Source organism: Streptomyces sp. NPDC046866, from assembly GCF_040704625.1.
Classification (GTDB): Bacteria; Actinomycetota; Actinomycetes; order Streptomycetales; family Streptomycetaceae; genus Streptomyces.
Genome location: NZ_JBEYXN010000009.1, coordinates 37,130 through 56,018, shown reverse-complemented (window position 1 = coordinate 56,018; position 18,889 = coordinate 37,130). Strand labels below are relative to the sequence as shown.

At 72.7% G+C, this 18,889-nt stretch carries 19 protein-coding genes; 6 read left to right on the top strand and 13 right to left on the bottom strand.

Annotated features, from left to right (window positions below; translation table 11 throughout):
• Window positions 1-25 precede the first annotated feature (25 nt).
• Window positions 26-457: a transcriptional repressor gene (locus AB0953_RS15845; RefSeq protein ID WP_366860031.1), complete on the top strand. Its 432-nt coding sequence runs from the start codon at window positions 26-28 to the stop codon at window positions 455-457.
• Here AB0953_RS15845 and AB0953_RS15840 read toward each other — a convergent pair.
• The 6 genes from AB0953_RS15840 to leuA form a co-directional block, all read right to left on the bottom strand.
• Window positions 454-1,023, bottom strand: coding sequence for a YcxB family protein (locus AB0953_RS15840; protein WP_366860030.1), 570 nt, complete (start codon window positions 1,021-1,023; stop codon window positions 454-456). The genes AB0953_RS15845 and AB0953_RS15840 overlap by 4 nt on opposite strands.
• Window positions 1,024-1,070: 47 nt before the next feature.
• Window positions 1,071-1,898, bottom strand: a complete 828-nt coding sequence (locus AB0953_RS15835; RefSeq protein ID WP_366860029.1) for an isoprenyl transferase — start codon at window positions 1,896-1,898, stop codon at window positions 1,071-1,073.
• A 23-nt stretch (window positions 1,899-1,921) separates the two neighbouring features.
• On the bottom strand, window positions 1,922-2,668 hold the full coding sequence (gene recO / locus AB0953_RS15830) for a DNA repair protein RecO (protein WP_366860028.1): 747 nt from the start codon (window positions 2,666-2,668) through the stop codon (window positions 1,922-1,924).
• An 84-nt stretch (window positions 2,669-2,752) separates the two neighbouring features.
• Window positions 2,753-4,429: a nucleobase:cation symporter-2 family protein gene (locus AB0953_RS15825; RefSeq protein WP_366860027.1), complete on the bottom strand. Its 1,677-nt coding sequence runs from the start codon at window positions 4,427-4,429 to the stop codon at window positions 2,753-2,755.
• Window positions 4,430-4,936: 507 nt separating this feature from the next.
• Complete coding sequence (locus tag AB0953_RS15820) at window positions 4,937-5,632, bottom strand: TerB family tellurite resistance protein (protein ID WP_366860026.1); 696 nt, start codon at window positions 5,630-5,632, stop codon at window positions 4,937-4,939.
• Between the two features lie 294 nt (window positions 5,633-5,926).
• Window positions 5,927-7,690, bottom strand: a complete 1,764-nt coding sequence (leuA, locus tag AB0953_RS15815; protein WP_366860025.1) for a 2-isopropylmalate synthase — start codon at window positions 7,688-7,690, stop codon at window positions 5,927-5,929.
• 366 nt (window positions 7,691-8,056) lie between these two features.
• Between leuA and AB0953_RS15810 the strand changes: the two genes are divergently transcribed.
• The 4 genes from AB0953_RS15810 to AB0953_RS15795 all read left to right on the top strand — a co-directional run bounded on the left by AB0953_RS15810 (window position 8,057) and on the right by AB0953_RS15795 (window position 11,144).
• The gene (locus tag AB0953_RS15810) at window positions 8,057-9,151 is read left to right on the top strand and encodes a M4 family metallopeptidase (protein WP_366860024.1); all 1,095 of its coding nucleotides are present in this window, start codon (window positions 8,057-8,059) and stop codon (window positions 9,149-9,151) included.
• 41 nt (window positions 9,152-9,192) lie between these two features.
• Window positions 9,193-9,462, top strand: a complete 270-nt coding sequence (locus tag AB0953_RS15805) for a protealysin inhibitor emfourin (RefSeq protein WP_366860023.1) — start codon at window positions 9,193-9,195, stop codon at window positions 9,460-9,462.
• Between the two features lie 27 nt (window positions 9,463-9,489).
• On the top strand, window positions 9,490-10,317 hold the full coding sequence (locus AB0953_RS15800) for a GNAT family N-acetyltransferase (RefSeq protein WP_366860022.1): 828 nt from the start codon (window positions 9,490-9,492) through the stop codon (window positions 10,315-10,317).
• 116 nt (window positions 10,318-10,433) lie between these two features.
• Entirely contained in the window at window positions 10,434-11,144 is a 711-nt protein-coding gene (locus AB0953_RS15795) for a class I SAM-dependent methyltransferase (RefSeq protein WP_366860021.1), read from the top strand.
• 100 nt (window positions 11,145-11,244) lie between these two features.
• Here the strand turns inward: AB0953_RS15795 and era are convergent, their stop codons facing one another.
• The 3 genes from era to AB0953_RS15780 form a co-directional block, all read right to left on the bottom strand.
• Window positions 11,245-12,186, bottom strand: a complete 942-nt coding sequence (era, locus tag AB0953_RS15790) for a GTPase Era (protein WP_366860020.1) — start codon at window positions 12,184-12,186, stop codon at window positions 11,245-11,247.
• A 44-nt stretch (window positions 12,187-12,230) separates the two neighbouring features.
• Window positions 12,231-13,580: a beta-xylosidase gene (locus AB0953_RS15785; protein ID WP_366860019.1), complete on the bottom strand. Its 1,350-nt coding sequence runs from the start codon at window positions 13,578-13,580 to the stop codon at window positions 12,231-12,233.
• Window positions 13,581-13,679: 99 nt separating this feature from the next.
• Window positions 13,680-14,669, bottom strand: a complete 990-nt coding sequence (locus tag AB0953_RS15780; protein ID WP_366860018.1) for a helix-turn-helix domain-containing protein — start codon at window positions 14,667-14,669, stop codon at window positions 13,680-13,682.
• Between the two features lie 182 nt (window positions 14,670-14,851).
• On the opposite strand from AB0953_RS15780, the gene AB0953_RS15775 reads away from it, so the two are divergent.
• Window positions 14,852-16,105 carry an MFS transporter gene (locus tag AB0953_RS15775; protein ID WP_366860231.1) on the top strand — a complete coding sequence of 418 codons (1,254 nt, stop codon included), beginning with the start codon at window positions 14,852-14,854 and terminating at the stop codon, window positions 16,103-16,105.
• Between the two features lie 55 nt (window positions 16,106-16,160).
• On the opposite strand, the gene AB0953_RS15770 is transcribed toward AB0953_RS15775, so the two are convergent.
• From AB0953_RS15770 to ybeY, 4 genes are all read right to left on the bottom strand, one after another.
• On the bottom strand, window positions 16,161-16,514 hold the full coding sequence (locus AB0953_RS15770) for a cytidine deaminase (RefSeq protein WP_366860017.1): 354 nt from the start codon (window positions 16,512-16,514) through the stop codon (window positions 16,161-16,163).
• A gap of 212 nt (window positions 16,515-16,726) precedes the next feature.
• Window positions 16,727-17,089 (bottom strand): MmcQ/YjbR family DNA-binding protein, encoded by a 363-nt coding sequence (locus AB0953_RS15765; protein ID WP_366860016.1) that lies wholly within the window; start codon window positions 17,087-17,089, stop codon window positions 16,727-16,729.
• Window positions 17,086-18,390, bottom strand: coding sequence for a hemolysin family protein (locus AB0953_RS15760; RefSeq protein ID WP_366860015.1), 1,305 nt, complete (start codon window positions 18,388-18,390; stop codon window positions 17,086-17,088). Before AB0953_RS15760 ends, AB0953_RS15765 begins: the two co-directional genes overlap by 4 nt.
• Window positions 18,387-18,884: an rRNA maturation RNase YbeY gene (gene ybeY, locus AB0953_RS15755; protein ID WP_366860014.1), complete on the bottom strand. Its 498-nt coding sequence runs from the start codon at window positions 18,882-18,884 to the stop codon at window positions 18,387-18,389. Before ybeY ends, AB0953_RS15760 begins: the two co-directional genes overlap by 4 nt.
• Window positions 18,885-18,889: the final 5 nt, after the last annotated feature.

Here is an 18,889-nt window from a genome sequence, read left to right as displayed (position 1 = left end):
CCGAGGCCGATACGAGGAGGAACCGGTGGCGACTGCGCCTGGCGAGACGAATACCGCGCCAGTACGAGGACGATCCACCCGGCAGCGGGCAGCGGTCGCGGCGGCGCTGGACGAGGTGGACGAGTTCCGCAGCGCCCAGGAACTGCACGACATGCTCAAGCACCGCGGTGACTCCGTGGGTCTGACCACGGTCTACCGCACCCTCCAGTCCCTGGCCGACGCCGGCGAGGTGGACGTGCTGCGCACCAGCGACGGCGAGTCCGTCTACCGGCGCTGCTCCACCGGGGACCACCACCACCACCTGGTCTGCCGCAGCTGCGGCAAGGCCGTCGAGGTGGAGGGCCCGGCGGTGGAGAAGTGGGCGGAGTCCATCGCGGCCGAGCACGGCTTCGTGAACGTCGCCCACACGGTGGAAATCTTCGGCACCTGCGCCGACTGCGCGTCCGCCGCCTCCTAGAGCCGCCGCAGGTTCGCGTCCAGCAGCTCCCGCAGCCGGTCGACGTCCGCCGGGTGCCGGACGCCGCGCTTGGGGAGGATCGTCATGGACGCCGCGCGCCTGTGCAGGTCGAGCGTGAGGAAGAGCTCGTCCGTTTCGGCGTAGGCGGGCTGTGCGGTCCAGTCCATGCGGGTGGAGTACTGCCGCGTGCTCACGCTGATCCCGGAGCCGTCGACGACGGCCCGGGTCTGCCCCGCCTTCGCCAGCATCCCGGCGAAGGCACGCGCCTGCAGCCGGGGACCGAAGACGCAGAGCCCGCACAGCAGCAGGCCCAGCCCGAGGAACAGCACCGCCTTCGACCCGGCGGGCTGCCCGCTCAGCAGGGCACTGCCGCCCAGCAGGGCCGACAGGCCGCCGAGCAACGGCATCAGCCACCGCTGCCGGCGCAGTGCGGGCGTGGCCCGGGTGCGCACCCGGATGGCCTGCGCGAGATCGGCGGTGGCGACCTCGTAGACGAGCTCGACGCCTTCCCCGGTCCCCGCCCCGGTCCCGGCCGCCGCAGCCGGCTCCATTGCGTTCATGTGCATGACAGGGGAGCCTAGCGCCGCGGCGGGACCGGGTCGATCGCCTTCCGTCAGCCCTCGGAGCCGTCCGGTTCCACCTGGTTGGGGACGGCGCCGCCGAAGCGGCGGTCGCGCTGGGCGTACTCCAGGCAGGCCTGCCACAGGTGGCGCCGGTCGAAGTCCGGCCACAGCACGTCCTGGAAGACCATCTCGGCGTAGGCGCTCTGCCAGATCAGGTAGTTGGAGGTGCGCTGCTCGCCGCTGGGGCGCAGGAACAGGTCCACGTCCGGCATGTCCGGGTAGTACAGGTACTTCGCGAGGGTCTTCTCGGTGACCTTCGACGGGTCCAGCCGGCCGGCCTTGACGTCCTCGGCGAGCGCCTGGGCGGCGTCGGCGATCTCGGCGCGGCCGCCGTAGTTCATGCAGAAGTACAGCGTCAGCTTGTCGTTGCCCTTGGTCTGCTCCTGCGCGACCTGGAGCTCCTTGGCCACCGACTTCCACAGCTTCGGCATCCGGCCCACCCAGCGGACCCGGATGCCGAGCGAATCGAGCTGGTCGCGGGTCTTGCGGATGAAGTCGCGGTTGAAGTTCATCAGGAAGCGCACCTCGTCGGGCGAGCGCTTCCAGTTCTCGGTGGAGAAGGCGTACAGGGAGATGTTCTTGACGCCCATCTCTATGGCGCCCTGGAGGACGTCGAGGACCCGCTCGGCGCCCACCTTGTGGCCCTCGGTGCGCGGCAGGCCGCGCTCCTTGGCCCAGCGGCCGTTGCCGTCCATCACGATGGCGACGTGCTCCGGGACCAGCTCACCCGGGATCTTCGGGGGCCGGGCACCGGACGGGTGGGGCTCGGGAAGCGTGTACTCGCGGCGGGAGCGTCCCAGGAATCCGCGTACTGCCATGGCGCTTTGGTCTCCGATCTCGGTCACTTCTCTACGTAACGCAAGGAGCGCAGCCCGCGCTCCAGATGCCAGTGCAGATAGGCGGAAACGAGTCCGCTCCCCTCGCGCACGTACCGCGGCTCCGCCGCGTCGGCGGTTGCCCAGTCCCCCGTGAGCAGGGCGCTGAGCAGCCCGATGGCCTCAGCAGATGGTACGACGCTGCCGCCGACCCGGCAGTCCCCGCAGACGACCCCGCCCGCGGAGACCGAGAAGTGCCGGTTGGGGCCGTGGATGCCGCACTTCGCGCAGTCCTCGAAGCTGGGCGCGTAGCCGTTGACGGCGAGGGAGCGCAGCAGGAAGGCGTCGAGGATGAGGTTCGGGTCGTGCTCGCCGCGGGAGAGGGTGCGCAGGGCGCCGATGAGCAGCAGGTACTGCTGGACGGCGGGCTCGCCCTCGTTCTCGGTGAACCGCTCGGCGGTCTCCAGCATCGCGGTGCCGGCGGTGTAGCGGGCGTAGTCGGTGACGATGCCGTTGCCGTACGGGGCGATGATCTCGGTCTGGGTGCACAGCGGGAGGCTGCGGCCGACGAGCTCGCTGCCGCGGGCGAAGAACTGGACGTCGGCGTGGGAGAAAGGTTCCAGCCGGGCGCCGAACTTCGACTTCGTGCGCCGCACTCCGCGGGCGACGGCCCGCACGCGTCCGTGGCCGCGGGTCAGCAGCGTGATGATGCGGTCCGCCTCGCCGAGCTTCTGGGTGCGCAGCACGATGCCGTCGTCGCGGAACAGACTCATGCGCCCATTGTCCCCTGTGCGGGTACGGCGACGGCCCCCCGTCCGGACACGGTCCGGACGGGGGGCCGTCGCCCCTTGGGAGGGTCAGGAGGCGGGCGCGGCGGCCTCGTCCGCGTCCGGCTTCCTCTGCGCGGCGTCCTCGTCCGTGCCGGGATCGGCGGCGACTGCGACGGCGACCGCCACCGCGCTGTCGGCGGCCCCGGTGGAGCCGGCGGCTTCGGCGGCCCCGGCAGCGCCGGACGCGGTGCTGCCGGCGGGCTCGGCCGTGTCGGCGGACGCGGTGCTGCCGCTGGTGTCGGCCGTCTCGGCGGCGCCGGCGGTGTCGGCGGGGTCCGCCCGGTCGGCGCCGTCCTCCGGGGCTGCCGCCTGGGCGGGCAGCTCTGCCCGGGGGGCGGTGTGCGCGTCGCCCCCGCCCAGGCCGTTGAAGATCAGGTTCAGCACGATCGCGGCCGTGGCGCCGAGGGTGACACCACTGTTGAGCAGGGAGGACAGGTCGGCGTCCAGGTGCTCCTTGAAGAACACCGGGACGGTGGCCGGGAGCAGCGCGAAGGCCAGGGAGACGCCCACGACCAGGGCGTTCTTCTCCTCCTTCAGGTCGACCTTGCCCAGGGTCTGGATACCGGCCAGGGCCACCATCGCGAACATCACGGTCGCGGCGCCGCCGAGGACGGCGTGCGGTACGGAGGCGACGATCGCGGCGGCCTTGGGCAGCAGGCCGAGCAGGATCATGAAGGCTCCCGCGGCGACCACCACGAAGCGGCTCTTGACCTTGGTCATCCGCACCAGCCCGACGTTCTCGGCGAAGGCCACGTACGGGAAGGAGTTGAGGATGCCGCCGAGGGCAGTGGCGGCGCCGTCGGCCCGCAGGGCGCGTGCGACGGTCTCGCTGTCGACGTCCTTGCCGACGATGTCGCCGACGGCGTACGTGTCACCGGTGGTCTCCACCATGGTGATCAGCATGACGATCAGCATCAGCAGGATCGGGAACCACTCGAACTTCGGCGCCCCGTAGTGGAAGGGCGTGGTGACGCCCACCCAGGCGGCCTGGCTCACGTCGCCGAACTTCGCGTCGCCGAGCAGGAAGGCGACGAGCGTGCCGCCGACCAGCCCGAGCAGGATGGCGATGCTGGAGAGGAACGGACGGCCGAGCTTCATCAGGACCAGGATGAAGAGCATGGTGCCGCCGGCGTAGGCGAAGTTCTTCGGGTCGCCGAAGTCGGGGCTGCCGAGGCCGCCCGCGGCGTCGTTGAGGCCGACGGGGATGAGCACGATGCCGAGCACCGTGATCACCGAGCCGGTGACGACCGGCGGGAAGAGCCGCATCACGGCCCGGAAGGCCCGGGCGGGCAGCCAGGCGAAGGCGAAGGTCGCGATGCCGGCCGTGATGACGGCGCCGTAGATGACGAGGAGGGCGGCGGTACCGCCGCCGGCCCCGAGGCCGATGGCGATCATGGGGGACACCGCGGTGAAGGTGACGCCCTGGATCAGGGGGAGCCGCGCGCCGATCCGGCCGATGCCCCAGGCCTGGATGATCGAGGCGATGCCGCAGGTGAAGAGGTCTGCGTTGATCAGGTAGACCAGCTGCTCCGTGGAGAGCTTGAGGGCTCCGCCCACGATGATCGGCACGATGACCGCGCCTGCGTAGAACGCCAGTACGTGCTGGAAGCCGTAGAGGGCGAGTTTGGGAAGGGGGAGCACCTCGTCGACCGGGTGGGTGCTCTGCTCTCCGGTGTCGGAGAGCCGGGCGGCGACACGTGCCATCTCTGCCTTGCCCTTCAAGAGGTAGGTAATCGAGAGGAATTTCTGGTTATCCCCGGTCGAAGTGGGTCGCTATCCCGTTGGTTCGCCAGGGTTTCAGTTGCGTTCACGTGAATCGAAGCCCCGCTGTGTTACCGGCAGAGTCTCGTCGTGTGACCGGAATTGAACGCCTGCGGGAGAGCGCACAGATATCGGAGACTTCTACAAACCGTTGAGCTCCACGGGGCACGGCTTTGTGGGTTCCTCCACTGGCGCACATGGATCCGGACAGGGTAAGGAACGAGACCCCTTCGTCGACCCCGGACGCCTGCACGAATGCGAAGGCCGGCGCTCCGACGTGCACAAATGGACTTAGCTCCGGAGCTCACGGCAAATACGAAAGGGCCGCTCCGGGTGTCCACCTGGTGGAATCACCGACGCCGGAGCGGCCCTCGAATGGCGAGAATTCAGCCCGGCGAGGCCGGATTGTTACCTCTTCAGAGGCCGTTACTGCCGGGTTTCGGCCGCATTTCAGGGTGCGCTGACCGCCGAGAGCAGCCGGCTCACCTCGTCGGAGCCGATGCGCAGGGCCGCACCGACCGTGGCGAGCACCTCCCGCTCGGCCGGGGTGTAGGGGCCGTCGGCGAGGGCGATCCGGGCTCCCTGGAGCAGGATCGACGCCCGGCCGGGGCCCACCAGGTGCGGGGCGAGCGGCTCCAGCGCCTCGTGGAGCTCGATGGCCAGCGCCGCGCCGCAGCAGTCGGGGGCGTCGTAGAGCCCGAGCCGGCCCTGGTCGCGGCCCAGGGCCTCCACGAGGGACTCCAGCTGCTCCTGCGTGCAGTCCTGGAAGCCCGCTGCCCGTACGGCCGACACGGCGGCGTCCAGCGCCCCGCGCGCGCAGGTGCCGCCCGCCGCCAGCACGGCCAGGGCAACGGTGTGCACGGCGTCGCGCAGCAGCGCCGAGAAGCGGGTGGTGGTGAGGTGGTCGAGGACCTCGGTGTCGAAGCGTTCTCGGCAGCCCTGGCACTCCACGACCGGGCCGGCCTCGCCGCGCGGCAGCAGCGGCACCCCGAGGACGGTGAACCGACGGCGCCCCGTGCGCCGGCGGTAGTTGCGGTCGCCGCCGCAGTCGGGGCAGAAGAACTCCCCGTCCGCCACGGTGTTCCACGTGGTGCGGATGCCCCAGAACGTCAGCTTCCGGCCGTCCCCACCCCGAACTGGCAGCACGTCGCACCTCCGTAACTCCCCCGCCGCCCCTGCGGGCGCGGGCGGGAAGCCCGGGCAGCGGCACCCGGGTTGGCGTGATGTTAGCCACATCGGTGAGGCTTCGTCAGTCGTGTGACAAGACAACATGCTCCGCCGTGCGCAGTTGGCCGGTCTGCGCCCCCGCCCCTCCCCGGGCCGCCCGCCCCCCGTCCCGGCGCGCGCCGTGCAGGCGGGAAGGCGGGAACGGCACTGCCCCGCCCCCCGTGCCGCGGCGGGCGAGGGGGCGGGGCAGCGCGGTGTCAGGTGTCCGGTGGATCAGCGACCCGCGCGGTTGACTGCGGAGATGACGGCCTTCATGGAGGCGCGCGTGGTGTTGGCGTCGATGCCGATGCCCCACAGGACGCGGCCGTCGATGGCGCACTCGATGTAGGAGGCCGCGACGGCCGAGGCGCCCTCGCTCATCGTGTGCTCGGTGTAGTCCAGCAGGCGGGCGTCGACGCCGATGCCGGCCAGCGCGTCGAAGAAGGCCGAGATCGGACCGTTGCCGGTGCCGCTCAGGACCGTCTCCACGCCGTCCACGACCGCCTCGACGGTCAGCGTGTCGGTGCCGTCCTTGTCGGTGGCCGTCGAGCCGGAGCGCAGCTGGATGCGTCCCCACGGGTTCTCCGGGTTGGGCAGGTACTCGTCGGAGAAGATGTCCCAGATCGCCTTCGGCGTGATCTCGCCGCCCTCGGCGTCGGTCTTGGCCTGGATGATCCGGGAGAACTCGATCTGCATGCGGCGCGGCAGGTCCAGCTTGTGGTCGTTCTTCAGGACGTACGCGATGCCGCCCTTGCCGGACTGCGAGTTCACCCGGATGACGGCCTCGTAGGAGCGGCCGACGTCCTTGGGGTCGATGGGCAGGTACGGGACGGCCCACTCGATCTCGTCGACGGTCTTGCCCTGGGCGGCCGCGTCGGCCTCCATGGCGTCGAAGCCCTTCTTGATGGCGTCCTGGTGGGAGCCGGAGAAGGCCGTGTAGACCAGGTCGCCCGCGTAGGGGTGGCGCGGGTGGACCGGCATCTGGTTGCAGTACTCGCTGGTGCGGCGGATCTCGTCGATCTGGGAGAAGTCGATCTGCGGGTCGATGCCCTGCGAGAACAGGTTCATGCCCAGCGTGATCAGGTCGACGTTGCCGGTGCGCTCGCCCTGCCCGAACAGGCAGCCCTCGATGCGGTCGGCGCCGGCCATCAGGGCCAGCTCGGCGGCGGCGACGGCGGTGCCGCGGTCGTTGTGCGGGTGCACGGAGATGCAGATGTGCTCGCGGCGGGTCAGGTTGCGGGCCATCCACTCGAAGCGGTCCGCGTGCGTGGACGGAGTCGAGCGCTCCACGGTGGCGGGCAGGTTCAGGATGATCTCGCGGCCGGGGCCGGGCTGCCAGACGTCGCAGACGGCCTCGCAGACCTCCAGGGCGAAGTCCAGCTCGGTGTCGGTGAAGATCTCCGGGCTGTACTGGTAGCCGAAGACGGTCTCGGGGCCCAGCAGCTTCTCGGCGTACTCCATGACCAGGCGGGTGCCGTCGACGGCGATCTGCTTGATCTGCTCCTTGGAGCCGCGGAAGACGACCCGGCGGAAGGTCGGGGCGGTCGCGTTGTACAGGTGGACGGTGGCGCGCTTGGCGCCGACCAGCGATTCCACGGTCCGCTCGATCAGGTCCTCGCGGGCCTGGGTCAGGACGGAGATGGTGACGTCGTCCGGGATCGCGCCCTCTTCGATGATGGAGCGCACGAAGGCGTAGTCGGTCTCGCCGGAGGACGGGAAGCCGACCTCGATCTCCTTGTAGCCCATGCGCACCAGCAGGTCGAACATCTCGCGCTTGCGGGCGGGGGTCATCGGGTCGATCAGCGACTGGTTGCCGTCGCGCAGGTCGGTGGAGAGCCAGCGGGGGGCCTTGGTGACGCGGGCGTCGGGCCAGGTGCGGTCCGGCAGGTCGACCTGCTCGTAGAACCCGTACTTGTGGATCGGCATGCCGGAGGGCTGCTGGGTGTGGGTCGCGTTGGTGATGGGCGTGGGGCGACCGACAAAAGGCTGCTGGCTCATGACGCTGGGCTCCTCGCGTGTCCGCGTGTAGTTCGCTGGGACGGCCGACTTCCGGTCGTAAAAACCGCAACACCAAACTCCGCGGGGAGGGGGTCGGCCTACGACTACAGACCCTCGCCGCGGCGGCTAAGAAGAAGCAGCCCGAAACGCATGATGGGCCGAGCCTAGCCGAGCCGCGCCGTGACGCGAGGACCTGTTTCAGTATGCAAGACCCCCGTGTCCGATTTGTACCAAATGTGAGTTACGTCTCCCCGACCCGCCCGAGGTCCGGCCGATCCGTCAATGCACCGCGACCGCTTTCAGACAACCGAATGAATCATGGTTGCAGCTAGTGACAGCGACATGACCCACTGCCACATTGCCTGGATGGATGCCTCCCACACCTTCGCCTCCGAGCCCTCCCGCGGCCGCACCCGCCGCCAGCCGGTCTTCTGCACCGTCGTGCCGCCGCACCTCCTCGATCGGGCCGCCCGGTCCGAGGTCGCCCGCCGCGCCGAAGCCGCGCTGCGCACCCTCGAACAGGACGCCGCCCTGCGCACCCGCCGCCGGATCACCGCGGTCCGCGCCGTCGCCCCGACCGCGGCGGCGCCCGCCGGTGACGACCCGCGCCGGACCGTCTACGACGCCCAGCACCGCACCCGGCTCCCCGGCAGGAAGGTCCGCGCCGAGGGCCAGGACCCGGTCAAGGACGCCAGCGTCAACCGTGCGTACACGGGCCTGGGCGCCACGTACGAGCTGTTCCTGAAGGCCTTCGGGCGGCACTCGATCGACGGCGCCGGGCTGGCCCTCGATGCGAGCGTCCACTACGGCCAGGACTACAACAACGCCTTCTGGGACGGCACCCAGATGGTCTTCGGCGACGGCGACGGCGAGCTCTTCGTCGACTTCACGGTCGCGGTGGACGTCATCGGGCACGAGCTGGCCCACGGCGTCACCCAGTACACCGCCAACCTGGAGTACCACGGCCAGTCGGGCGCCCTGAACGAGTCGATGTCCGACGTCTTCGGCTCCCTGATCAAGCAGTACTCACTGGACCAGACCGCCGACCAGGCCGACTGGCTGATCGGCGCCGGACTGCTCGGGCCCGGCGTCAGCGGGGTCGCGCTGCGCTCGATGAAGGCGCCCGGCACCGCGTACGACGACGACGAGCTCGGCAAGGACCCCCAGCCGGCCACCATGGACGGCTATGTGAGGACCTCCGGCGACAACGGCGGCGTGCACATCAACTCCGGCATCCCCAACCACGCCTTCTACCTGGCCGCCACCGAGCTCGGCGGCAAGGCCTGGGAGCGCGCCGGACAGATCTGGTACGACACCCTGACCGGCGGCGAGCTCGCCTCCGACGCCACCTTCCAGGACTTCGCGCGCCTGTCGACGGCGGCCGCCGTCACCCGGTACGGGGAGGGCGGCGCCGAGCACCAGGCGCTGCAGAAGGCGTGGTCGACGGTCGGCCTCGGCTGAGCGGGCCCTTGGGGGGCCGCGAGCGGGGTAGAAAGGCGGGCATGCGGATTCTGGTGGTGCGGACGGGCGGTTTCGCGGGCATCGAGCGCCGGGCCGAGGTGGACACCTCGGGCCGGCCCGACGAGGACGAGTGGCGGGCCCTGGCCCAGCTGGCGCTGCGGCCGGCCGCGCCGCCCTCGGCGGGGGCCCGCGTACCGGACGGGTTCTCGTACCGGATCACGGTCGACGGCCGGACGGTGACCTGCCACGACCCGCACCTGTCGGACGCCCAGCGGGCCCTGATCACCCGGGTCCTCAAAGAGGGTGCCTGAGCAGGGCTGCTTTGCTTGGATGGCCGGATGACACCGACCCTTCTGTCCCGGCTCGAGCAGTACTACGACACCGTGCCGCGTGTGGGAGGGGCGCGGGCCGAGGACTTCGGCCCGCTGACCCTCTTCGTCCGGGAGGGCGCGGGCTGGCCGTACTACGCGCGGCCCGCCCTCGGCAGTTCCGGCGTCGGCCCGGCCGACGTGGAGCGCGTGCTGGCCCGCCAGCGGGAGCTCGACGTCCCCCTGGCCTTCGAATGGGTGGCCGAAACCAGCCCCTGGCTGCGGGACGCCGTGGAGGCGGCCGGGCTGCACGTGCACGCGCACCCGCTGATGGTGCTGGAGCCCTCCGCTCCGCAGCCACCCGCGCACCCGGACGTCCGCCTCCTCGGCGCGGACGACGCGCTGCTGCGGGCCGCGGTGACGGTGCCGATGCTGGCCTTCGCCGAACCGGGGACCGCCGTCGGCGCGGCGGGCCCGGCCGAGCTGGCCGCCGCGGCGGCGGACCCCGCGGCCGGGCTGCGCCGGGACGCGGTGTCCGAGGGGCTGGCCTCGGGCCGGACGGCCATGGCGGCGGCGGTGCAGGACGGCGTGGTGCTGGCCTCGGGCCAGTACAACCCGGTCGGCGACGTCGCCGAGGTCGCCGGCGTCGGCACCCTTCCGGCCGCGCGCCGCCGCGGCCTGGCCCTCGCCGTCACCTCGGCCCTGGTCGCGGACGCCCTCGCCCGCGGCGCCCGTACGGTCTTCCTCTCGGCCGGGGACGAGGCGGTGGCCCGGATCTACGCCCGGGCCGGCTTCCGCACGGTGGCGACGGCCCTGATCGCCGAGCCCCCGGCGGACGGGCGCACGGCCGGGGCGTAGGCCGGGGCCGGGCGGCTGCTTGCCGAAACGGCAAAGGTGTTTGGCCCCGCGGCGGCGGGCGGCGCAGCATCGGGCACGTCCGGCACCCCTCGACCGAGCAGAGGAAGGCACCCCCCGTGTCCGAGCACAGCCCCCGCCACCGGCACACGACCGCCCACGACCCCGCCCACTCCCACCACCACGGCGGGACCCCCGCCGAGACGCCCTCCGGGGACCGGGAGTTCTGGGACTCCCGCTACAGCGAGAGCGACCGCATCTGGAGCGGCCGCCCCAACGCGGCCCTCGTCCGCGAGGTGGAGGGCCTCGCCCCGGGCCGCGCCCTCGACCTCGGCTGCGGCGAGGGCGCCGACGCCGTCTGGCTGGCCCGCCGGGGCTGGCGGGTCACCGGGACCGACATCTCCGGCGTGGCCCTGGAGCGGGCCGCCGCGCACGCCGCCGAGGCGGGCGTCGCCGACCGCATCGAGCTGTGCCGGCACGACCTCGCCGAGTCCTTCCCGGCCGGGGAATTCGACCTCGTCTCGGCCTGCTTCCTGCACAACTACGGCGACTTCCCCCGGGCCCGGGTCCTGCGGACCGCCGCGGCGGCCGTGGCCCCCGGCGGGATCCTGCTGGTCGTCGGCCACGGCGGATGGGCCACCTGGCAGCAGCAGGAGGTGCGCCCGGCGATCGACTTCCCGACGCCGGACGAGGTCCTCGCCCAGCTGGAGCTGCCCGAGGGCGCGTGGGAGGTCCTGCGCGCGGAGGAGTACGTGCACGAGCACACGAGCCCCGACGGCCACGCCGGGACCCGGGCCGACAACACCGTGAAGGTGCGCAGGCTCCCGTAGCGCGGGCTCCCGTAGCGCGGGCTCCCGTAGCGCAGGCTCCCGCAGCCCCGGATCCCGAAGCGCCGGAATCCCGTGGAGCCGGGTGCCCGTTCTGCGGGCTCTAGAAGCCGAGCTTGCGCAGCTGCTTGGGGTCGCGCTGCCAGTCCTTGGCGACCTTCACGTGCAGGTCCAGGAAGACGGGGGTGCCGAGCAGCGCCTCGATGTGCTTGCGCGACTTCATCCCGACCTCCTTCAGGCGCGAGCCCTTCGGGCCGATGATGATGCCCTTCTGGCTCGGCCGCTCGATGTAGACGTTGGCGTGGATGTCGAGCAGCGGCCGGTCCGCCGGGCGGTTCTCCCGGGGGATCATCTCCTCGACCACGACGGCGATGGAGTGCGGGAGCTCGTCGCGCACGCCCTCCAGGGCGGCCTCGCGGATCAGCTCCGCGACCATCACCATCTCGGGCTCGTCGGTGAGGTCGCCCTCGGGGTACAGCGGCGGGCTCTCCGGCAGCATCGGCGCGATCAGGTCGGCCAGCAGCCGGACCTGGTTGTCGCCGACGGCGGAGACGGGGACGATCTCGGCCCACTCGATGCCGAGCTCGTCGCCGAGCTGCTGGATCGCGATGAGCTGCTCGGCCAGCTGCTTGGACTCGACCAGGTCGGTCTTGGTCACGATGGCGATCTTGGGGGTCTTCTTGATCCCCGCGAGCTCCTTGGCGATGAACTTGTCGCCGGGCCCGAGCTTCTGGTCGGCGGGCAGGCAGAAGCCGATGACGTCGACCTCGGCCCAGGTGGTGCGCACGACGTCGTTGAGCCGCTCGCCGAGCAGCGTGCGCGGCTTGTGCAGACCGGGCGTGTCGACCAGGACGAGCTGGGCGTCGGGGCGGTGCACGATGCCGCGGACGGTGTGGCGGGTGGTCTGCGGCCGGTTGGAGGTGATCGCGACCTTGGTGCCCACGAGTGCGTTGGTCAGGGTCGACTTCCCCGCGTTGGGGCGGCCGACGAAGCAGGCGAAGCCCGCACGGTGCGGGCCGGTGGACTCGGGGGAACGATCGCTCATACGGGCCATTCTCCCCGATGCCGCTCCCGGCGCCGACCAGGCGGTCAGGAGAGGGTCAGGGTGAGGACCGCCGTGTACGCGCCGGGCGGGGTGTAGGCCGGGATGTGCAGGGCGACCTCCGCGTCCACCGTGAACGTGCCGCCGGCCTGCGGGGCGCCGGCCGTGGTGGCGAGGACCGCGCCCCGCGGGCCGACCGGCCCGGCGCTGCCCGCGGTGCAGCGTCCGCCGCCCGACGCGGCCGTGCACCGCGGCGTCCAGCTCAGCGACGCCCCCGGGACGCGGACGCCGTCCGGCCCCCTGAGCTCGGTGACCCCGCCCGTCAGCGTCCACGCCCGCGCCGGGCCGCCGCGGGCGTCCTCCACCGTGACGGTCCCGATCCGGCCGGGCGCTGCGGCTGCGCCCCCGTACGCGAGCGCGCCGAGGGTGATGGCCTCGCCCGCCTGGCTCATCGACAGCCCGCCCGGGCCCGGCTCCACCACCGCCGCCAGCCGCTGCGTGTCGGCCGCCGGTACGGGGGCCGGGTCCAGCACCGTGTACGCCGCCGGGCCCGAGCCCTCCTGCGGGGACCAGACCGCGCCCTCGTACGCGACGACCGCCGTGGTCTCCCGGTCGGTGACCGGGAGCTCGGCCCGGAACGCGCCCCGCACGTCCGCCGTGGCGCGCACCCGGTCCCCGGTCTCGGCGGCCCCGGCCCGGCCGGCCACCGTCACGGGGGCCCCGGGGGCAAAGCCGGCGCCCGTGACCGCGACCCGCGCGCCCGGCCTCCCCGCGGCGGCGCCGAGCGCGACCGACCGGAGGTTCGCCCGGGGCAGCGGGCTCGCGGTGAGCCGGGCGGAGACCGGGCTGCCGGTGGCGGTGGCGGTGGCGGTGCACACGGTGTCGAGGTCGGGGGCGTGCCGGGTGTGCAGGGTGTAGCCGCCCGGGGCGAGGGTGATCTCGCCGGCGGCGGTGGCCGTGAAGGTGCCGGTCATGGTGAAGGCGGGCAGGGCGGCTCCGGCCGGGACCGGGTCGTGGCGCCCGGCTCCGACGACGGTGACCGCGCCGGTCTGGGCGCCGCCCAGCAGGACCCGCCCGGTCGGGACCAGGGCGTCGGCCGGGAGTCCGGTGGACAGCGGTCCGGCGGCGGGGGTGCCTGTCACCCGGTAGGTGACGGTGACCGTGTCGCCGGCCCGGGGCTGCGGGTTGTCGACGGCGATCCGGGCGGTGGTCGGCCCGTCGGCGGCGGGCTGCCCGGTCTCCCGCGGCAGGAGGCAGTGCGTCGGGAACTCCACCTCGCCCGGCGGTGCTTCCCCCTCGGCGGATGCCTCAGGGCCCAGTGCGCCGCCGGCGGCGGCCGCGAGTGCGGCCAGGCCGAGGGCCGCCGACCATCTCCTGCTGCCCGCCGCTCTTCGCACTGCCCGCCCCCAGGGTTCTCCGTCGCGCCGAGGTGGGGCCATTCACGAGCGGGCGGCGGAAGAAGTCAATGCGCGCATCCGGCAGCGACTGATGGCCCATCAGGAGGCGGCAGAGTGCGGCGCGGCCGCCCTGAACGCGCGCCGGTACGCGGTCGGGCTCACCCCCAGCGCGGCCTGGACGTGCTTGCGCAGCGACTGCGCCGTCCCGAACCCCGTCTCCCGCGCCACCCGCTCCATCGGCAGGTCCGTCCGCTCCAACAGGTCGCGTGCCCGCTCCACCCGCTGCCCGACGATCCACTCGCCGGGGCTGATCCCGGCCTCCTCCCGGAACCGGCGGGTGAAGGTCCGTACGGACATGGACTCCTGCTTCGCCAGGTCGGCCAGCCGCACCGGCTCGTGCAGCCGGTCCAGCACCCAGGCGCGGGCCCTCGCGGTGCTGGCCAGCTGCGGCTGCGGCACGGGCCGCTCGATGAACTGGGCCTGCCCGCCGTCGCGGTGCGGGGGTACGACGGTCCGCCGGGCCACGTCGTTGGCGACGCCCGCGCCGTGGTCGCGGCGCACGATGTGCAGGCACAGGTCGATGCCGGCGGCGACCCCGGCGGAGGTCAGGACGTCCCCGTCGTCGGTGTAGAGCACGCCGGGGTCCACGCGCACGGCCGGGAAGAGGCGCTGGAAGTGCTCGGCGTGGAACCAGTGGGTGGTGGCGGGGCGGCCGTCGAGGCGGCCCGCGGCGGCGAGGACGTAGCCGCCGGTGCAGATGGAGACGAGCCGGGTGCCGGGCCGGATCCGGGCGAAGGCGGCGGCGAGCTCGTCGGTCAGGACGCCCTCCTCGTACACCGGCCCCAGCTCGTACGAGGCGGGCACCACCACGGTGTCGGCGGTGGCCAGCAGTTCGGGCCCGTGCTCGACGGCGATGGCGAAGTCGGCGTCGGTCTGCACCGGCCCGGGGGCGAGCGCGCAGGTCAGGATCTCGTACAGCGGCCGGCCCTGCGCATCCTTGGCGCGGCCGAAGATCCGGTGCGGGATGCCGAGTTCGAAGGGCAGCAGGCCGGTGAGGGCGAGGACGGCGACACGGTGGACGGCGGTCATGGCCCGATCATATCGAAGGGTGTCGGTCAGGCCACTGTCGTGGCGGGGCCCCGTGGCCGGATCCTGACGGCGTGACGCAGACAGCCCCCTCCTCCACGCCCCCGACCGGTCCGTTCCGCGACCGCGACCGCCCCCGCGACGTCCCCTCCGCCGCGACCTCCCCGCCCGCCGCCAGCGGACGCATCCACCGGGCCTGGTTCGTCGCGGCCGTCACCTTCGTGACGATCATCGGCGCCGCCGCCTTCGCCTCCCTGCCCGGCCTGCTCATCGAGCCGCTGCACGAGGAGTTCGACTGGTCGCGCGGCACGATCGGCTCCGCCGTCTCGGTCAACCTGGCCCTGTACGGGCTCACCGCGCCCTTCGCCGCGTCGCTGATGGACCGCTTCGGCATCCGCCGGGTGGTGGCGGTGGCCCTGCTGGTCATCTCCGGCGGGTCGGTGGCCACGGTGTGGATGACCGCCGCCTGGCAACTGGTGCTGTTCTGGGGCGTGCTGGTGGGCCTCGGCAGCGGCTCCATGGCGCTGGCGTTCGCGGCGACCGTGACCAACCGCTGGTTCACCGCCCGGCGCGGCCTGGTCACCGGCATCCTGACCGCGGCCGGGGCCTCCGGCCAGCTGGTCTTCCTGCCGCTGCTGTCCTGGCTGGTGGAGCACCACGGCTGGCGGCCGGCCGCGGTGACCGTCTCGCTGGCGGCACTGTCGGTGGTCCCGTTCGTGTGGCTGCTGCTGCGCGACCACCCGGCCGACGTGGGCCTCGCCCCGTACGGCGGCACGTACGCCGCGAAGCCCGCACCGGCGGCGGGCGCGGCCCGGCGGGCGGTGGCGGTGCTGTTCCGGGCGGCGGGGACCGGCCCGTTCTGGCTGCTGGCGGGCACCTTCGCGATCTGCGGGGCCTCCACCAACGGCCTGGTCAAGACGCACTTCGTGCCCGCGGCCCACGACCACGGCATGCCGGTGACGGCGGCCGCCGGACTGCTGGCGGTGATCGGCGTGTTCGACGTCGTCGGCACGATCGCGTCCGGCTGGTTCACCGACCGCTTCGAGGCGCGGCGGCTGCTGGCCGTCTACTACGCCCTGCGCGGCGTCTCGCTGCTCTTCCTGCCGATGCTGCTGGCGCCGTCCGTGCACCCGCCGATGGTGTTCTTCATCGTCTTCTACGGCCTGGACTGGGTGGCGACGGTGCCGCCGACGATCGCGCTGTGCCGCGAGCACTACGGGGAGGACAGCGCGATCGTCTTCGGCTGGGTGCTGGCCTCGCACCAGGTCGGCGCCGCGGCGGTGGCCTTCCTGGGCGGCCTCGCGCGGGACGTCTTCGGCTCCTACGACCTCGTCTGGTACGCCTCGGGGGCGCTGTGCGCGATGGCCGCACTGATGGCGATGGTCATCCGGCGCGGCCGCGCCGCTCCTGCGGCAACGGCGGGCCCGGCCACCGCCTAGGCCACCGGGCGCGCCGCGGCAGGGGCCGCGGGCGCAGGAGACGCAGGAGGCGGGGTCAGCCGGCCGGGGTGGCGGACTTCAGGGTCCCGTCCGGGCCGGCCAGGAGCACCGGGGTGTCCGGGCCGCCGAGGTCGCTGACGGCGGCCCGGTCGGCGTCGGCCACGGCCTCCGCCGCGCTGACGACGGCCGCGGCCTCCAGGGACTCGGCCCCGCTCGCCACCGCCATGGCGACCGCCGTCTGCAGGGCGCTCAGCTTGAGGGAGGCCAGCTCCACCGTCCCGGCGACGTACGTGCGGCCGGTCTCGTCCCGGACGGCCGCACCCTCGGGCACGCCGTTGCGGGCCCGGGCGCTGCGCGCCAGCGTGATGATCTTGCTGTCCTCGGGGCTGATCCCGGTGGTGTCGGTCATGGTCGAAAGCATAGGGAGCGCCCCGGTGCGACCGTGCAACGGCCCCGCCGGGGCGCCCGCGCGCTCCATCCCCCCGCTTCCCCCGATGATCATGGAGCGATGACCCCAACATAAGCCTGTAACCAGCAGAAACCTGCGATCCAAAGGTCACCTGGTGCAGTGACCTTCGTCCCAGCCTGCCCCGCGGCCGGGCTCAGCGCCGGTCAGCGCGGTCAGCGCCGGTCGAGGCGCAGCCGCTCCGCCCTCGGCAGGCCCGCCACCACCAGGTCGTAGCTGTCCTCGATCAGCTCGCGGACCATCTCGTCCGGCAGGGCGCCGGGCCCGCCCGCCGTCACCGTGTTCCAGTGCCGCTTGTTCATGTGCCAGCCCGGCACGATCGCCTCGTGCTCCTCGCGCAGCCGCACGGCGAGCTCCGGCTCGCACTTGAGGTTCACCTTGAGCGGCTCGGCGTCCAGCGCGGAGAGCGCGAACACCTTGCCGAGCACCTTGAACACCGAGGTCTCGGCGTTGAACGGGAACTCCTCGACCGCGGCGTTGAACTCCAGGCAGAAAGCGCGCAGCTCGGCCGGCGTCATGCGCCCTCCTCATCCTCCACGGGATCCGGGGCCACCGGCTCCACCAGCACGGTCACGATCTTGTTCCGGCGGCCGGCCGGGGACTCGGCCGTCAGCCGCAGCGGCCGCCCGTCGGGCAGCTCCACCACCGCCGAGGCGCCGGCGATGGGCACCCGCCCGAGCGCCTTGGCCAGCAGGCCGCCGACCGTCTCCACGTCCTCGTCGTCGAAGGCATCCACCTTGAACAGCTCGCCGAGGTCGGTGATGTCCAGGCGCGCGGTGACCCGGTAGCGGTCCTCGCCCAGCTCCTCCACCGGCGGCAGCTCCCGGTCGTACTCGTCGGTGATCTCGCCGACGATCTCCTCGAGGATGTCCTCGATGGTGACGATGCCCGCGGTGCCGCCGTACTCGTCGATGACGACGGCCACGTGGTTGCGCACCTGCTGCATCTCGCGCAGCAGGTCGCCCGCGTTCTTGGTGTCGGGCACGAACGCGGCCGGGCGCATGGCGGTGGAGACCAGGTCGGACTCCGCCTCCCGGTTGACGTGCGTCTTGCGGACCAGGTCCTTGAGGTACACGATGCCGACGATGTCGTCCTCGTTCTCCCCGGTCACCGGGATCCGGGAGAAGCCCGAGCGCAGCGCCAGCGTGGTGGCCTGACGGATCGTCTTGTACCGCTCGATGCACACCAGGTCGGTGCGCGGCACCATCACCTCGCGCACCAGCGTGTCGCCCAGCTCGAAGACCTGGTGCACCATGCGGCGCTCCTCGTCCTCGATCAGCGACTCCTTCTCGGCGAGGTCGACCAGCGCGCGCAGCTCGGCCTCCGAGGCGAACGGCCCCTTGCGGAAGCCCTTTCCGGGCGTGAGCGCGTTGCCGATGAGGATCAGCAGCTGCGGCACGGGCCCCATGACGCGGGCGAGCGGGACCAGCACGTACGCGGCCGCCGTCGCCGTGTTGAGCGGGTGCTGCCGGCCGATGGTGCGCGGGGAGACGCCGACGGCGACGAAGGACACGAGGACCATCACCGCGATCGCGATGAGCAGGGCCTTCCAGTTCTCGCCGAACTCGTCGAGGCAGACGTACGTGACGAGGACGCCGGCCGCCATCTCGCAGGTGACCCGGACCAGCAGCGCCACGTTCAGGTACCGGGTGGGATCGCCGGCGACCTGCAGGAGCTTGGCGCTGCCGCGCCGGCCCTCCCGTACGGCCTGCTCCGCGCGGAAGGACGAGACCCGGGCGAGCCCCGACTCCGCGCACGCCGCGAACCAGGCGACGACCACCAGCAGGACCGCTCCGGTGATCAGCTGCGGAGCGGTCACGAGACGGTCGGGGCCGGGGACGGGCCGGTCAGGCCGCGCTCGGCGCGCCATCCGTCCACGATGGCCGCCTGGAGGCCGAACATCTCGGCCTTCTCGTCCGGCTCCTCGTGGTCGTACCCGAGCAGGTGCAGCACCCCGTGGACGGTCAGGAGCTGGAGCTCCTCGTCCATGGAGTGCTGCGTCGGGGCCTCCTGGCCCTGCCTCTTGGCCACCTCGGGGCAGAGCACGATGTCGCCGAGGAGGCCCTGCGGGGGCTCCTCGTCGTCCTTCGCCGGCGGACGCAGCTCGTCCATCGGGAAGGACATGACGTCGGTCGGGCCGGGCAGGTCCATCCACTGGATGTGGAGCTGCTCCATGGCGTCCTCGTCGACGACGATGACGGAGAGCTCGGACAGGGGGTGGATCCGCATCCGGGTGAGCGCGTAGCGGGCGATGTCGAGGATCGCCCGCTCGTCGACCTCGGTTCCGGACTCGTTGTTGACGTCGATCGACATGGTGC

What these genes read in the sequence shown, in the direction of transcription:
- leuA (WP_366860025.1), bottom strand. Translation starts at nt 7,690, where the DNA reads ATGAGCCAGCAGCCTTTTGTCGGTCGCCCCACGCCCATCACCAACGCG.
- AB0953_RS15770 (WP_366860017.1), bottom strand. Translation starts at nt 16,514, where the DNA reads ATGACCGACACCACCGGGATCAGCCCCGAGGACAGCAAGATCATCACG.
- ybeY (WP_366860014.1), bottom strand. Translation starts at nt 18,884, where the DNA reads ATGTCGATCGACGTCAACAACGAGTCCGGAACCGAGGTCGACGAGCGG.
- AB0953_RS15780 (WP_366860018.1), bottom strand. Translation starts at nt 14,669, where the DNA reads ATGACCGCCGTCCACCGTGTCGCCGTCCTCGCCCTCACCGGCCTGCTG.
- AB0953_RS15835 (WP_366860029.1), bottom strand. Translation starts at nt 1,898, where the DNA reads ATGGCAGTACGCGGATTCCTGGGACGCTCCCGCCGCGAGTACACGCTT.
- era (WP_366860020.1), bottom strand. Translation starts at nt 12,186, where the DNA reads ATGAGCGATCGTTCCCCCGAGTCCACCGGCCCGCACCGTGCGGGCTTC.
- AB0953_RS15825 (WP_366860027.1), bottom strand. Translation starts at nt 4,429, where the DNA reads ATGGCACGTGTCGCCGCCCGGCTCTCCGACACCGGAGAGCAGAGCACC.
- AB0953_RS15800 (WP_366860022.1), top strand. Translation starts at nt 9,490, where the DNA reads ATGACACCGACCCTTCTGTCCCGGCTCGAGCAGTACTACGACACCGTG.
- AB0953_RS15765 (WP_366860016.1), bottom strand. Translation starts at nt 17,089, where the DNA reads ATGACGCCGGCCGAGCTGCGCGCTTTCTGCCTGGAGTTCAACGCCGCG.
- AB0953_RS15840 (WP_366860030.1), bottom strand. Translation starts at nt 1,023, where the DNA reads ATGCACATGAACGCAATGGAGCCGGCTGCGGCGGCCGGGACCGGGGCG.
- AB0953_RS15805 (WP_366860023.1), top strand. Translation starts at nt 9,193, where the DNA reads ATGCGGATTCTGGTGGTGCGGACGGGCGGTTTCGCGGGCATCGAGCGC.
- recO (WP_366860028.1), bottom strand. Translation starts at nt 2,668, where the DNA reads ATGAGTCTGTTCCGCGACGACGGCATCGTGCTGCGCACCCAGAAGCTC.
- AB0953_RS15810 (WP_366860024.1), top strand. Translation starts at nt 8,057, where the DNA reads ATGGATGCCTCCCACACCTTCGCCTCCGAGCCCTCCCGCGGCCGCACC.